This is a genomic window from Paenibacillus sp. cl130 (assembly GCF_900116035.1).
Taxonomy (GTDB): Bacteria; Bacillota; Bacilli; order Paenibacillales; family Paenibacillaceae; genus Paenibacillus; species Paenibacillus polymyxa_B.
The window spans coordinates 18,972-32,909 of sequence record NZ_FOYG01000001.1 but is presented as its reverse complement, the minus strand read 5'-3'; the positions used below and the strand labels follow the sequence as shown (position 1 = coordinate 32,909).

Below are 13,938 nucleotides of genomic sequence, written 5' to 3'. Positions count from 1 at the left end.
TAAAAATTAAAATTTATTTTTGATTATTTTTGTATTACTTATTTTCAAATTAAAACAAAAGTGTTATAGTCTCCATAAACAAAGAATAACCACTTTAATAAAGCCTTTCAAAACTAAAACTAAACTTGGAGGTCTTTTTCCTATGGTACAAAGTCTGTGGATTTCTTCACAAGCATCTGAGCAGAAAAGCACGCTGGAACAGCTCGTATACCGTTCTAACCTGATTGGCACAGATAGGAGTGTGTGCAACTGGGGAGGCGGCAACACTTCGGCCAAAACGATGATACAAGATTTTCGTGGGCGTGAAGTAGAAGTGATGTACGTTAAGGGCAGCGGTTCCGATCTCGCAACAATGAAAGCGCATAACTTCACAGGGCTTCGTATGGAGGATATTCGTCCTTTATTTGAAAGGGAAGATATGTCTGACGAGGATATGGTCGCATATTTGGCGAACTGTATGATAGATGCCAAGCATCCACGGGCTTCAATTGAGACGCTATTGCATGCTTTTCTGCCTTTTAGACATGTGGATCATACACACCCGGACGCGATTATTAGCTTGTGCTGTGCGCACAACGGCAAGGAAATCGCTAAGGAAATTTTCGGTGACCGTTTTGTATGGGTGCCTTATATCCGTCCTGGCTTTAAGCTATCGAAAATGATTGCCCAAGGTGTACTCGATCATCCACAAGCTGAATTGGTATTGATGGAAAAGCATGGTCTGGTTACGTGGGGAGAGACATCCGAAGCGGCTTATGCGAAAACAATCGAAATCATTCAAGAAGCAGAAAGCTATATTAAAGCTCGTCAAGAGGAAAAGCAGGCATTTGGAGGCACAAAATATAAAGCGCTTACTTATAAAGAACGCCGCAGCATTGCATCCCAGGTCATGCCATCCGTCCGTGGTGCAGTCAGTGATGAGAAAAAGATGATCCTCACCTTTGATGACGCGGAGGATGTGTTGGAGTTTGTGAACGGCAGGGATTCTGCTGCTTTATCCCAGGTCGGGGCTGCGTGCCCGGATCATCTGGTCCATACCAAGATGAAGCCACTCTATGTAGATTGGACACCGGATGTGGAGGATGTAGAGGGCTTGAAAGTTAAGCTTGCCGAGGGTATAGCAGCCTATAAGGAGCAGTATCAAGCTTATTTCGAGCGCAATCGGCATGAGGGAGATGTTATGTTTGAGGCTGCGCCACGTGTAATTTTGATTCCGGGTATTGGTATGATCAACACAGGAAAAAGCTGGAGCAACGCGCAGGTAAGCGGCGCCTTGTATCATCGGGCTATTGCTGTCATGCGAGGAGCAACGGCGTTAGGAGAGTTTGTTTCACTCAGCGAGAACGAGTCATATAACGTGGAATATTGGCCGCTGGAGCTTTATAAGCTGTCACTCGCGCCAGCAGAAGCTGAATTTTCCCGTAAAATTGCGTTCATTACAGGCGGTGCAGGCGGAATTGGCAGTGCAACCGCACGTCGTTTGGTGGATGAAGGCGCACATGTCGTACTGGCAGATCTGAATCTAGAAGGCGCGCAAAAGGTAGCCGCAGAGATAAATAGCAGCTACGGAGAAAATCGTGCCATCGCCGTAAAAATGGATGTGACGCTGGAGGAGCAAATTCAGGCTGCCTATGCAGAAACGGCATTGACCTATGGCGGTGTAGATATCATCGTCAACAATGCAGGGCTTGCTACATCCAGTCCGTTCGATGAAACATCGTTAAAGGAATGGAATTTAAATGTGAATGTGCTGGGAACGGGTTATTTTCTGGTTGCACGAGAAGCGTTCAAGCTCATGAAGGAGCAGACACTTGGCGGCAGCATGGTGTTCGTCGGTTCCAAAAACTCGGTCTACGCAGGAAAAAATGTAACAGCCTACAGCTCGGTCAAGGCGCTGGAAGCGCATTTAGCCCGTTGTATTGCCGCAGAAGGCGGTGAATATGGTATCCGTGTGAACACCATTTTGCCGGATGCCATTCTGCAAGGCTCGGCAATCTGGAACTCCAATTGGCGCAACGAGCGCGCTGCCGCCTACGGGATTGAGCCCGACCAGCTGGAGGAACATTACCGCAAACGGACGACGTTGCTGGTCAACATTTACCCGCAGGATATCGCCGAGGGCATTGCCTTTTTCGCCTCGTCCAAGGCAGAGAAAACGACAGGTTGTATGCTGACCATCGACGGTGGCGTTCCCGCAGCATTTACACGCTAGCCGAATTAAAATGAACCTATGTAAGCGATAGACTCATTTCAACGGCTCAACACTTAGGATTATAATGAACTAATTTAATGTACTAATCTATTTCACTAAACCAAGCCACATGACGATAGTTTCGAAGGGCTTATACACACTAACACTTTAAATATAGAAGTGACTTTATGGGTGGTCAGCAGCAGAGCGGGCGGAATTGTTCTGAAGAAACGATGTGTTTGCCTTTGCAACGGGATTTTAACCTTATCATGTGTTATAAAATGAAAAATCCCGTTGCAACAGCGATCGGAAGAACAATCCGCACGCGAAGCGGCCTCCCGTAACTCACTTCATTTTCCAAGGAGGAACCACGATGAGTGACAAAGCGTACGCCTTATTCGAGGAGCAACAGCAACAACGGGGCATTGACCTGGAGCAAGTAAAGGCAAAGCTGAAAGCGCTTAGCATAGAAACACCATCCTGGGGATATGGTGACTCAGGTACACGATTTAAAGTCTTTCAGAAAACAGGCGTGCCGCGTGACCCGTTCGAAAAGTTGGAGGATGCCGCGCAAGTTCATGCCGTGACAGGCCTATGTCCATCCGTTGCGATCCACATTCCGTGGGATACAGTAGACAATTACGGCAAGCTTCGCAGTCATGCCGAAAGCTTGGGACTACAGATTGGGGCCGTGAATCCCAATCTGTTTCAAGACGAGGACTACATGCTCGGCAGTGTCACCAATGTAGACCCGGCCATCCGCCGCAAGGCCATCAACCATTTGCTGGAATGCGTGGATATTGCGAAGGAAACGGGCTCTAACGATTTTAGCTTATGGTTCGCAGATGGAACGAATTATCCCGGTCAGGGAGACATTCGCAAACGGAAAAATTGGATGCTGGAAGCGCTCAGTGAAATGTATAAGGCGCTTACTCCTGACATGCGCATGTTGATTGAATACAAGGCGTTCGAGCCAGCCTTTTACCATACGGATATTGCCGATTGGGGCATGGCGTACAATTTCGCAACCAAGCTGGGGCCGCAGGCACAGGTGCTGGTGGATACAGGGCATCATCTGCCGGGAGCCAACGTGGAGCATATTGTCGCGTTTCTAATTGATGAGAAGCGATTAGGTGGTTTTCATTTTAATAGCTACAAATATGCGGATGATGATCTGATCGTGGGCTCCGCGAATCCGTATGAACTGTTCTTGATTTTTTATCAGATTTTGAATGCGGCTCAGGATGCGGATGCGGATATTCGCCATACCGTCGATAAAATTGCTTATTTGATCGACCAATCGCACAATATTGAACCCAAAATTCCGGCGATGATTCGCTCGGTGCTGAATGTGCAGACTCAATATGCGAAGGCACTTCTGATCAATCATGCAGAGGTGGAGGAAGCGGCGAGTCGCCAGGATGTGCTGGGTGCGGAGGATGCCGTGCGCCAAGCGTTTGAGTTCGATGTGGCACCATTGCTCAGAGCGATCCGTGAAGAGCAAGGGTTACCGGCAGACCCGATGAAAGCCTATTTAGCGTCTGAGTATGGCACGCAGATTTTGCAAAGAGGCAAGGGTGGTGCAAGCTGGTGAGCATCCTCGCTTATGATTTGGGGGCAAGCAGCGGCAGGGTTCTACTCGGAGAATTGACAGATTCACGTATAGTGGTGGAGGAAATTCATCGCTTTTCGAATGATCCGGTCAAGGTCGGGGAGCGTCTGCACTGGGATCTGTTGCGTCTGTATCACGAGGTTCAGCAAGGATTGCTCAAAGCCAAGCATATGGGAGTGAATCCGTCCAGTCTTGCGATTGACTCCTGGGCGGTCGATTTTGGATTAATTGGGGAAACCGGAGAATTGCTGGGGAACCCTTATCATTATCGGGATTGGCACACCCACGGGGTGATGGAAGAAATACAGAGACGGCTGGGAAAAGACTCCATTTTTCAGCGTACAGGCATTCAGTTTTTGACGTTTAACACGATTTATCAGCTGGCTGCTATGCGAAATGCGAGTTCACCGTTGCTGGAGCAGGCAAAGCATTTCTTGATGATTCCAGATCTGCTGCGGTATTTTCTGACAGGTGAAATGTACAATGAGTTTTCGAATGCGACCAGCACGCAATTATATAATCCGTTGCAGCAAAAATGGGATGATGAGCTTTTGTCTGGAATCAATATTCCCCGTTCCTGGTTTGGTGAGGTACTGGAGCCAGGAAATGTTGCAGGAACTATCCGCTCGTCGGTCATGACCGATCTGGGTATTGGGGCGATTCCTGTAATTGCAGTAGCAGAGCACGATACGGGATCTGCTGTGGCTGCCGTGCCTGCGCTGGAGCACTCGTTTGCGTACTTGAGCTGCGGAACATGGTCCCTGATGGGAACGGAAACGGCACAGCCTGTAATCAATGACGATACGCTTCGTTTTAATTTTACGAACGAAGGTGGGGTCGGTCGAACTTACAGGCTGCTTAAAAACATTATGGGCTTGTGGATTTTACAGGAGGCGCGCAGAGAATGGGAGCGGCAGGGATACTCCTATTCCTTCCCCGAACTGGTTCATATGGCAGAACAGGCTCCAGCATTCACTTCTTTGATTGACCCGGACGATGAACTGTTTCTGCACGCCGGGGATATGAAAACACGTATTCGCCAATATTGCCGCAACACCGGGCAGCCATTGCCCGAGACGCCGGGTGAAATCACGCGCTGTGTTTTGGAGAGTCTGGCGTTAAAGTACCGTTACATTTTGGAGCTTACGGAGCAGGTGTCAGGACAACGGTTTAATGGTTTGCATATGGTCGGAGGAGGGATTCAAAATCGCTTGCTGTGCCAATGGACGGCCAATTCGATTCAAAAACCAGTGTGGGCGGGACCTGCAGAAGCGAGCGCAATCGGCAATCTTGCGGTACAATGGATGACACAGGGAAAGTTCGCCGATATATGGGAAGCACGCCGGGTCATCGCGGATTCTATTTCCGTGGAGGAATATGAACCTGCCGAGTCAGAAGCGTGGGAGGATGCCTACGGGCAATTCCGGCGGGTGGCGGGACTTTTTGTACATTAAAGATGTGGAGTGAGATTGCCATGCTGGTCGCAGAAAGATATGAGATGATTGTGCAGCTCGTTAATGAAAAAGGAAGCATACGGGTGTCCGAATTGAGTGAGTTGTGCAAAGTAACGGAGGAAACGATCCGCCGTGATCTGGACCGCCTGGAGCAGGCGGGACGACTGCGCCGTTCGCATGGGGGAGCGGTCAGTGTCAAAAACGAGCAGCCTGAAACGCCCTATGCGGTACGGGAAATTATGAACGCAGAGGAAAAGCGTAGGATTGCCGAGGAAGCGGTCAAGCAGATTCAGCCGAATGATCGTATTTTGCTGGATGCCAGCACAACCGCCTGGTATATGGCGTCAAGTTTACCGGATATTCCTTTGACAATATTAACAAATTCAATTCGGGTAGCTACAGAGCTGGCGGGTAAGGAAAAAATCGAGGTCATTTCGACGGGCGGGCAGTTGCTTCAACGCTCGTTGTCATTTGTAGGCCCGCTCGCAGAGCGTTCACTAGAAACCTATTATGTGGATAAATTGTTTTTCTCCAGCCAGGGGGTTCATCTGGATCGCGGTATTAGCGAATCAAATGAACTGCAAGCTCGTTTGAAGCAGAAAATGGTCAGCATTGCAGACCGTGTGATTTTACTGGCGGATGCGAGCAAATTTGGGCAACAGGCGTTTACGCATGTCGTGAACCTGTCGCAGGTATCCGAGATTATTACGGATTCGCGGTTGTCGGACCCGATTCGCAGTCAACTTGCGGAGCTGGCTATTCCAGTTACGGTTGTGTGAAGCGGGGAGTTTCCAAGGTGAAGGCCGCTTTGCGTTTCATTTGGTCTTACGATCGCTATTGCAGTGGGATTCTTTGATGATGTAAAAAAGTTATAAGTGAGAATCCCACTGCAAGCTTCTAAAGTATCACTTCCCCCGGATTTTTAGCATTGAGTAAAGAATCTGGGGGCAACAGCGATGGGAAGCACCATCTGACTGCGCAGCGGCACTATAGGTAACCTTTCAGTTATAAAGTAATAGCTATTCCATGGACGGAAGGGTGTTCCGTATGAAGGTATCTTTATTTATTACCTGCCTAAGTGATGCGATTTATCCCAAGGTAGGGGAAGCGATGGCACGCTTGCTTGTCAGATATGGTGTTCAGCTGGATTTTCCGAAGATACAGACATGCTGCGGACAGCCATCCTATAACAGCGGCTATTGGGATGAAACGAGGGTTGCGGCTAAAACGATTTTGAAAGCGTTTAACGACAGCGATTTTGTCGTATCTCCTTCCGGCTCTTGCACATATATGATTCATCATTACCCGGAGTTGTTTAAGGATGAACCCGAATGGCTCGATTCGGCACGGAGGCTGGAGCAAAAGACGTATGAGTTTACGCAATTTATGGTGCAGGTGCTTGGCGTGACCGATGTGGGCGCGTCTTTTCCGCATACGGTAACCTACCATCCGTCTTGCCATGGCACACGTTTGCTCGGCGTGAAGGAGGAACCGATGAAGCTGCTTGGCAGTGTAAAGGGGCTGCAATTAGTACCACTTCCCTTTGCTGAGGACTGCTGTGGCTTTGGCGGGACTTTCGCGGTGAAAATGCCGGATATTTCGGGAGCGATGGTGACTGAAAAAGTGGACCACATCAGGGAGACCGAAGCCGAGGTACTGGTCGGACTAGATATGGCCTGCTTGATGAACATTGCTGGAAATCTTCGGTATCGGGAGGAGCCAGTTCGGGTGATGCATCTGGCTGAGCTGCTGTACGAAGGGGTGAAGCACGCATGACCGCCGTACACTCACATTCCATGAACCAAAAGGTCAAAAAACGCGCAGAGCTGGCCCTAAATGATGATTTTCTGCGGAATGCAGTTCGTTTCACTACGGAGCGGCTTCGTAACGGCAAGCGGGTGGCTTCAGAACAGCACGGAAATTGGGAGGAATGGCGGGAACGGGGCCGTCAAATTCGTCTGCATACCATTGCCCATCTGGACTATTACTTAAATCTATTTGTAGAAAATGCCCGTGCCAACGGGGTGCATATTCATTTTGCCGATACAGCAGCCGATGCCGTACGTATTACACTGGATATTGCTGCGCATAGCCAAGCCCGCTCCGTCGTCAAATCCAAGTCGATGGTGTCGGAGGAGCTGCATTTGAATCAGGCGCTGGAGGGTGCGGATATCGAGACGATTGAAAGTGACCTCGGTGAATATATTATTCAACTGGCAGGAGAGCCCCCGTCTCATATCGTCATTCCGGCGATTCACAAAAACCGCTATCAGATTGCCGAGCTGTTATCCAAAGAAGCAGGGGAGAAACTGTCCGCGGATACGACGATTTTGGCGGGCTTTGTCCGCAAAAAGCTACGCGAAAAGTTTCTGGAAGCGGATATTGGCATGACCGGGTGTAATTTTGCTATCGCCGAGACAGGCTCCATGGTCCTGTTTGAAAATGAAGGCAACGCACGAATGGTATCCACTTTGCCCAAAACGCAAATTACGCTGATGGGCATGGAACGGATTATTCCATCCTGGACGGATTTGGAGGTGATGGCTACATTACTGCCACGATCCGCTACTGGACAGAAGCTGACCATGTACATGTCTGGTATTTCAGGCCCTCGGCGCAGCCAAGATGCCGATGGGCCTGACGAAATGCACATCATCATCGTAGATAACGGACGTTCACTACAGCTAGGCAATCCCGAGTTTCAAGAGTTGCTGAATTGCATTCGCTGTGGGGCTTGCCTGAATGCCTGTCCAGTGTACCGACACATTGGCGGGCATGCGTATGGCGGGACATATAGTGGCCCTATCGGTGCAGTGCTTACGCCTGCCCTTCATGGCAACATCGAAGAGTGGAACGATATTGCGAGTGCATCCAGTCTGTGTGGTGCGTGTTATGAAGCCTGTCCGGTCAAAATACCGCTGCATGATATGCTGGTATATTTGCGTAGACGTAAGGTAGAGGCGGGACAAGGAGATAAGCTGGAAACAGTAGGAATGAAAGGTTTTGCGACCGTGGTTTCCAGCTCGAAGCGATTCGCAGCGGCGATTCGGCTAGGGCAGATTGCTCAGAAAGCGGTCGTTCGTAAGGGCGAAATTACCCTAAAGCTGGGCCCCCTAAAGGGATGGAATACGTACCGTGTGGCTCCCTCTTTGGCGAAAAAATCCTTCCGTCAGCAATGGAACACGCTGGAGCATAAGCTGGAGCAGGAACGCAATGTGATGCAGCCGGATGTTCTCAGTCGAATGGAGAAGATTTTGGCAGATAGAAGTAAAGGAGGGACGCAGCATGAGTGAACAGAGTAATCCTTCTGCGCAAGCAAAAGCGGCCCATGAAACGTGGCTTCATCAAATGGAAGCAGAATCCCGTGCCAAGCAGGTACGCTTTATGGACGACATCGCGACGCGGCTCAAGCGTCCACGACAAACGGAACCGCCAGTTCAGCCGTTTCGCGGGGCACCTGCATTTTGGCACGAATTCGAATGGAGCGCGGAGCAGCGCATCGAAGAGTTCACCGCCAACTTTACAAGTGTTGGCGGGCATGTCGTGCGTCTGTCGGATTTGGAGCAGACCGCAGACTGGATCGCGCACAAAGCGCGAGAGCTGGGAGCGGCCTATATCGTCCGGCAGAATGAGCCGGACCTGGATGCGCTCCAGCTGGAATTGGCGCTGCCGGAAGTCCGTTTATCGGTGTGGAACACCGATCCAGTCGAGGATTGGAAGGCCCGCGCCGCCGAGGCGGATATCGGCATCGTCATCGCCGACGAAGCGGCTGCTTACACCGGTTCGGTAGCGGTGCTATCCTCGCCGGAGAAAGGCCGTGCGGTCAGCCTTTTGCCAACTGTACTGATCATTCTTCTGCCAGTAGAGCGCTTGCGAACACGGCTGGGCGAAATTCTAAGCCATTTTGACGAAGCCGGGCGTGAGCAACTGCCCGCAGGCATTCATTTTATTACTGGACCGAGCCGCTCGTCGGATATTGAAAATGATCTGACGATCGGTGTACACGGGCCGGGTATCGTCTATACACTGTTGATTGGTTAGTTTGTAGATGGATTAGCAGGTAGACTGGCGGACCTTCAATTCAAAAGCAAGGGAGGCTGGCTCCAAAGGCTGCCCGTTCAATTGCTGATATAATGTACGGAACATTTCCTGTCCGATTCCCTGCAACGGGTTCGTAATATTGGTCAGTCCCATGGCGTCGGCTACCTGACTTTCGTCAGCTTCAAAGCCGACCACTGCCAAATCTCCTGGAACCTTCCACCCTTTACTACGAGCAGCTGAGATAATACCGCATGCCACCAAATCATTGGTTGTCATGATGGCATGGGGACGTTCCTTTAAAGACTCCAGCTTGGCGAACGCTCGCATTCCGTCCTGCACCGTATGGATACCACTGAGCAACCATTCCTCATTCACTGGCAGCTTCCTTGCCGCGAGCAGGTCATAATAGGCCTGGAGTCTTCTTTGGCTGTTTACGCTGTTTTTTCTGCCTACGGTGCAGGCGATTTTTTCAAATCCCAGCTCGGCCAAATGCTCTAATCCAATCCGAAATCCTTCATAATGGTCGAGATAAATGGATGAAATCTCTTTATTTTTTAATGGCTCGCAGGTCACAATCGGCCCATACTTGGTGTAATGCCTCACAGCAGACCAATCCAGCATACGCCGTAAAATGACGATCCCGTCCACTTTTTTCTGCCTCAAAAGCTCTAACGCCGCGCTTTCCAAATCCTGATTTTCCTCCGTCTGGTAGATCAAAACCTGATAATCTTGCTCTTTACCCGCATTGGATACTCCCTTGATGATTTGCATGTAATAATTATTAATCGTTGGGGTCATGATCCCAATAACCTTGGTACGGCCTACTTTCAACTGCACCGCATTAATATTCGGAATATAATCCAGTTCCCGAATGACTTCCATCACCCTGGTCCGCGTTGCTTCACTGACATATGGATGATGATTAAGCACTCGAGATACGGTACTTGTCGATACCCCCGCAATTTCAGCAATTCTTTTTATATTATGCATGACATTCAACTCCAAAAATTTAGTTCTTGACCTGGAATGCATCCCAGATTGTAGCATGAAAGCATAAAGCGTATGCAGCAATCCGGGATGCATTTGAAGGACATGGGTTCCGCATACTTCTTCACAAATTATAACCTACTTGGAGGAATGCAACATGGAACAGGCAAAAGGTTTTCCCAAGAACTTTCTATGGGGCGGGGCAGCCGCTGCCATGCAGATTGAAGGGGCTTACAACGTAGATGGAAGAGGACTCTCGATTTCTGATGTATTTACCTTTGATCCAGCACTCGACAAAAAGCATTGGCTGGATCAGTGGCATATGATGACCCATGCGCAGGTCAAGGAAGCATTGGACCCAAACAGCACCAAAAATTATCCAAAACGTCGGGGAAATGATTTCTATCACCGTTATGAAGAAGATATTAATCTGCTGGCCGAAATGGGTTTTAAATGCTTCCGCACTTCCATTTCCTGGACACGTATTTTCCCGAATGGCGACGAGACAGAACCCAATGAGAAAGGGCTGCAATTCTATGACAAGGTTTTTGATGCCCTGCTGGCCAAAGGAATTGAACCTGTCATCTCGCTGACCCATTACGATATGCCTTTGTATCTTGTCACCGAATATGGTGGCTGGAAAAACCGGAAACTGATTGAATTTTTCGTCCGTTTTGCCGAGACTGTATTTACCCGTTACAAGGATAGAGTAAAGTACTGGATTACGTTTAACGAAATGAACTGTGTCAAACACCATCCGTTTGTCAGCGCGGGGATCATTGAAGAGAATCACCCGAATCTGGAGCAGGACAAGTATCAATCTGCCCATCATCAGTTTATAGCTAGCGCGCTGGCAGTCAAAGCCTGTCATGAGATTATACCGAACTCCCAGATTGGGTGTATGATCAGCTATCTGTTGCTTTATCCGAATACTTGCAATCCGGATGATGTGCTTGAATGCCAAAAGGAAGAACGAGTGTCCTTCTTTTTCAGTGATGTACAAGCTAGAGGGTATTATCCGTCCTATACCGCACGTATGTTCAAAGAAAAGGGTGTTGTTCTGCATAAAGAACCTGGCGACGATGAAATCTTGCGAGATAACCTCGTGGACTTCGTGTCCCTGAGCTACTATATGTCCAACAATGCCAGTGCCACTGCCGATCAGCATGCCAAAGCAAGCGGAAATCTGATTGGTGGCGTGAAGAATCCTTACCTGGAGCAGTCCGAGTGGGGATGGCAGATTGATCCTAAAGGATTACGTTATGCGTTGAATAACCTGTATGACCGCTATCAAAAGCCACTGTTCATTTCAGAAAACGGCGTGGGTGCGACAGATCAAATGAATCCTGACGGGACCATTAACGATGATTACCGTATCGACTATCTGAAAAAACATATCGAGCAAATGAGGGAAGCCATTGAGGATGGAGTGGACCTGTTCGGCTACACCGCCTGGGGTCCCATCGACATGATCAGTGCTTCGACCTCACAGGCATCCAAGAGATACGGCTTCGTCTACGTCGACCAGGATGATCTGGGCAACGGAACACTGAACCGCTACAAGAAAAAAAGCTTTGACTGGTATAAAAAAGTGATTGAATCGGGCGGAGAAGTGCTCTAAACGGAGGCGTATGATGCATGAAAGGCTTGAGCCTGCTCTTATGCCTGATCTGGGGCTTTAATTTTGTCATCATGAAATTGGGCAATGGAGCCTTTGAACCTGTTCAATTTGCGGCTCTCCGGTTTCTCACAGGGACGCTACTTCTGTTCGGAATTCTGATGTGGAAACGGGTTCCGAACCCTGACAGGCACACGATAAAATGGTATATACTCTGCGGGATTCTCCAGACTACCTATTTTAATATTGCGATTCAGATATCCCTGAACTACATTAATGCGGGCTTAACCTCCGTGCTTACGTACAGCATGCCGCTGTTTTTATCCATTATGGCTCATTTTATGATTCCAGGTGAGCGGCTGAATACACGCAAAACGATTGGAATTGCTACAGGGGTCCTGGGGCTATTATTTGCTATGGACATTCATTTGGGCGGCAATTTGTGGGCCATGCTGCTTGGGGTGAGTTCAGCGATTGCTTGGGCACTTTCGAACCTGATTATCAAGCTCAAGCTCCAGCATTGCGATAAAACCCAGTTCACGACCTGGCAGATGGCGTTCGGTGCGCTCGGATTGTTATTGTACTCCCTGTTGTTTGAGAGATGGGAGCCGAACTTTAGCGCTGCGTCGATCTTTTATATCTTATTTTCCGGCATTGTGGCGTCTGCTCTTGCATTCCTGCTGTGGACTCATATTCTCACTAGAATGGAAGCTAGTAAAGCTTCTGTTACGCTGTTGCTGGTTCCTATCATTGGTGTTGTGTCCGGCTGGATCTTTCTTCACGAGGCGCTCAAAGCGGCTACCTTGCTTGGCATTTTCTTAGTACTGGCGGGCATCTGGATTGTGAATCGTTCAGGGACTCCGAAGCCGCAGTAAGCGGATGGAAGGCTTTTTTTAATAAAGGGTTGACAGAAAAAAAGAAACTCTATTATAATGAAGCCAAGAAAACGATTACAAAAATGAATTTCATAATTTTCAGGGTGTTACTATTTTAGGCATAACCTGAATGGAGTTCCGGTAAATGGGCGATAACGTCTATGAAGCGGTATTCTGTTCAGGTTTTTTAGTGTATGCACATTTTTTAACAGAGTCTCTTTAAAAAATGGCCTTCCAGTAAATAAAAGCAGGTGGTCGCATGATTTTGAAGAAAGCGCTTAACAACAATGTCGTTTTAGCAGAGGAAGAGGACGCCCAAGAGGTCATTGCGACAGGAAATGGAATCGCATTCAACCTGAAACCGGGGGATACCATTGATGAGCGGAAAATCACGAAGCTGTTTGTAGTCAAAACTCAGGATTTATCCGCGAAGCTGGCGGATTTGCTGAAAGATGTGAAGATGGAATGTATTGAAATCGCGGATGAAATCGTGGAGTATGCCAGACCGAGATTGGCTGGAGACATTAGTGACTATATTTACCTAGCCCTGATCGACCACATTTCATTCGCCATCCAACGGCATGAACGGGGAACACCGATTGAAAACCGGTTTCTATGGGAGATCAAGCGGTTTTATCGCGAAGAATTCGCGATCGGTAAACATGCGCTGGAGATGATTCGTAACAGGATCAACATCACGTTCGATGAGAATGAAGCCGGGTTTATTGCCCTGCATTTCGTCAACGCCCGCCTGGATAACCAGAAGCTTGATCTGACGCTAAAAACGTCAAAAGTCATCAAGGATATTATGGATATTGTAAAATACCACTTCAATGTCGAGATTGATGAAGATTCATGGAATTACAACCGTTTTGTAACCCATCTTAAATTTTTTGCCCAGCGGCTTTTTGCCCACGAATCGGCAGACCCGCAGTACATGAATTTGTTCGAAGACCTGAAAATCAAATTTCCAGAAGAGCACAGATGTGTACAAAAAATAGGGGTGTATGTGAATAAGCAGTTTGAGCAGAAATTAACCAATGATGAAATGATGTATCTTATGATTCACATTTCCAGATTGGTCAACAGAACTGAAAACTAACAGGGTGTTACCATTCGTGGGCATTACCTGAGTGATTTCGATACTAAATTGCATTTTG

The 13,938-nt window shown here is 48.5% G+C and carries 11 protein-coding genes; 10 read left to right on the top strand and 1 reads right to left on the bottom strand.

Annotation, left to right across the window (positions count from 1 at the left end; translation table 11 throughout):
• Nucleotides 1-142: 142 nt before the first annotated feature.
• The 7 genes from BM358_RS00140 (at nt 143) to BM358_RS00110 (ending at nt 9,298) form a co-directional block, all read left to right on the top strand.
• Nucleotides 143-2,212 carry a bifunctional rhamnulose-1-phosphate aldolase/short-chain dehydrogenase gene (locus BM358_RS00140; RefSeq protein WP_028542340.1) on the top strand — a complete coding sequence of 690 codons (2,070 nt, stop codon included), beginning with the start codon at nt 143-145 and terminating at the stop codon, nt 2,210-2,212.
• Nucleotides 2,213-2,564: 352 nt separating this feature from the next.
• Nucleotides 2,565-3,785: an L-rhamnose isomerase gene (rhaI, locus tag BM358_RS00135; RefSeq protein WP_028542339.1), complete on the top strand. Its 1,221-nt coding sequence runs from the start codon at nt 2,565-2,567 to the stop codon at nt 3,783-3,785.
• Nucleotides 3,782-5,257 carry a rhamnulokinase gene (rhaB, locus tag BM358_RS00130; protein ID WP_028542338.1) on the top strand — a complete coding sequence of 492 codons (1,476 nt, stop codon included), beginning with the start codon at nt 3,782-3,784 and terminating at the stop codon, nt 5,255-5,257. The genes rhaI and rhaB overlap by 4 nt, the downstream gene beginning before the upstream one ends.
• Nucleotides 5,258-5,277: 20 nt before the next feature.
• On the top strand, nt 5,278-6,036 hold the full coding sequence (locus tag BM358_RS00125; protein ID WP_023988422.1) for a DeoR/GlpR family DNA-binding transcription regulator: 759 nt from the start codon (nt 5,278-5,280) through the stop codon (nt 6,034-6,036).
• A gap of 268 nt (nt 6,037-6,304) precedes the next feature.
• Entirely contained in the window at nt 6,305-7,033 is a 729-nt protein-coding gene (locus BM358_RS00120; protein WP_025724218.1) for a (Fe-S)-binding protein, read from the top strand.
• Nucleotides 7,030-8,550: a LutB/LldF family L-lactate oxidation iron-sulfur protein gene (locus tag BM358_RS00115; RefSeq protein ID WP_028542337.1), complete on the top strand. Its 1,521-nt coding sequence runs from the start codon at nt 7,030-7,032 to the stop codon at nt 8,548-8,550. Before BM358_RS00120 ends, BM358_RS00115 begins: the two co-directional genes overlap by 4 nt.
• On the top strand, nt 8,543-9,298 hold the full coding sequence (locus BM358_RS00110) for a LutC/YkgG family protein (protein WP_028542336.1): 756 nt from the start codon (nt 8,543-8,545) through the stop codon (nt 9,296-9,298). The genes BM358_RS00115 and BM358_RS00110 overlap by 8 nt, the downstream gene beginning before the upstream one ends.
• A 12-nt stretch (nt 9,299-9,310) precedes the next feature.
• Here the strand turns inward: BM358_RS00110 and BM358_RS00105 are convergent, their stop codons facing one another.
• A complete protein-coding gene (locus BM358_RS00105; protein ID WP_028542335.1) occupies nt 9,311-10,288 on the bottom strand; it encodes a LacI family DNA-binding transcriptional regulator in 978 nt (325 codons plus the stop codon).
• 154 nt (nt 10,289-10,442) lie between these two features.
• Here BM358_RS00105 and BM358_RS00100 point away from each other — a divergent pair, with 154 nt between their 5' ends.
• From BM358_RS00100 to licT, 3 genes are all read left to right on the top strand, one after another.
• The gene (locus BM358_RS00100) at nt 10,443-11,906 is read left to right on the top strand and encodes a glycoside hydrolase family 1 protein (RefSeq protein ID WP_028542334.1); all 1,464 of its coding nucleotides are present in this window, start codon (nt 10,443-10,445) and stop codon (nt 11,904-11,906) included.
• 17 nt (nt 11,907-11,923) lie between these two features.
• Nucleotides 11,924-12,778, top strand: coding sequence for a DMT family transporter (locus BM358_RS00095; RefSeq protein ID WP_028542333.1), 855 nt, complete (start codon nt 11,924-11,926; stop codon nt 12,776-12,778).
• A gap of 259 nt (nt 12,779-13,037) precedes the next feature.
• The gene (gene licT, locus BM358_RS00090; RefSeq protein ID WP_023988429.1) at nt 13,038-13,880 is read left to right on the top strand and encodes a BglG family transcription antiterminator LicT; all 843 of its coding nucleotides are present in this window, start codon (nt 13,038-13,040) and stop codon (nt 13,878-13,880) included.
• Nucleotides 13,881-13,938 lie beyond the last annotated feature (58 nt).

Bases quoted from the DNA above. Each gene is read 5' to 3' on its own strand.
- BM358_RS00140 (WP_028542340.1), top strand. From the start codon at position 143: ATGGTACAAAGTCTGTGGATTTCTTCACAAGCATCTGAGCAGAAAAGC.
- rhaI (WP_028542339.1), top strand. From the start codon at position 2,565: ATGAGTGACAAAGCGTACGCCTTATTCGAGGAGCAACAGCAACAACGG.
- BM358_RS00125 (WP_023988422.1), top strand. From the start codon at position 5,278: ATGCTGGTCGCAGAAAGATATGAGATGATTGTGCAGCTCGTTAATGAA.
- BM358_RS00120 (WP_025724218.1), top strand. From the start codon at position 6,305: ATGAAGGTATCTTTATTTATTACCTGCCTAAGTGATGCGATTTATCCC.
- BM358_RS00115 (WP_028542337.1), top strand. From the start codon at position 7,030: ATGACCGCCGTACACTCACATTCCATGAACCAAAAGGTCAAAAAACGC.
- BM358_RS00110 (WP_028542336.1), top strand. From the start codon at position 8,543: ATGAGTGAACAGAGTAATCCTTCTGCGCAAGCAAAAGCGGCCCATGAA.
- BM358_RS00105 (WP_028542335.1), bottom strand. From the start codon at position 10,288: ATGCATAATATAAAAAGAATTGCTGAAATTGCGGGGGTATCGACAAGT.
- BM358_RS00100 (WP_028542334.1), top strand. From the start codon at position 10,443: ATGGAACAGGCAAAAGGTTTTCCCAAGAACTTTCTATGGGGCGGGGCA.
- BM358_RS00095 (WP_028542333.1), top strand. From the start codon at position 11,924: ATGAAAGGCTTGAGCCTGCTCTTATGCCTGATCTGGGGCTTTAATTTT.
- licT (WP_023988429.1), top strand. From the start codon at position 13,038: ATGATTTTGAAGAAAGCGCTTAACAACAATGTCGTTTTAGCAGAGGAA.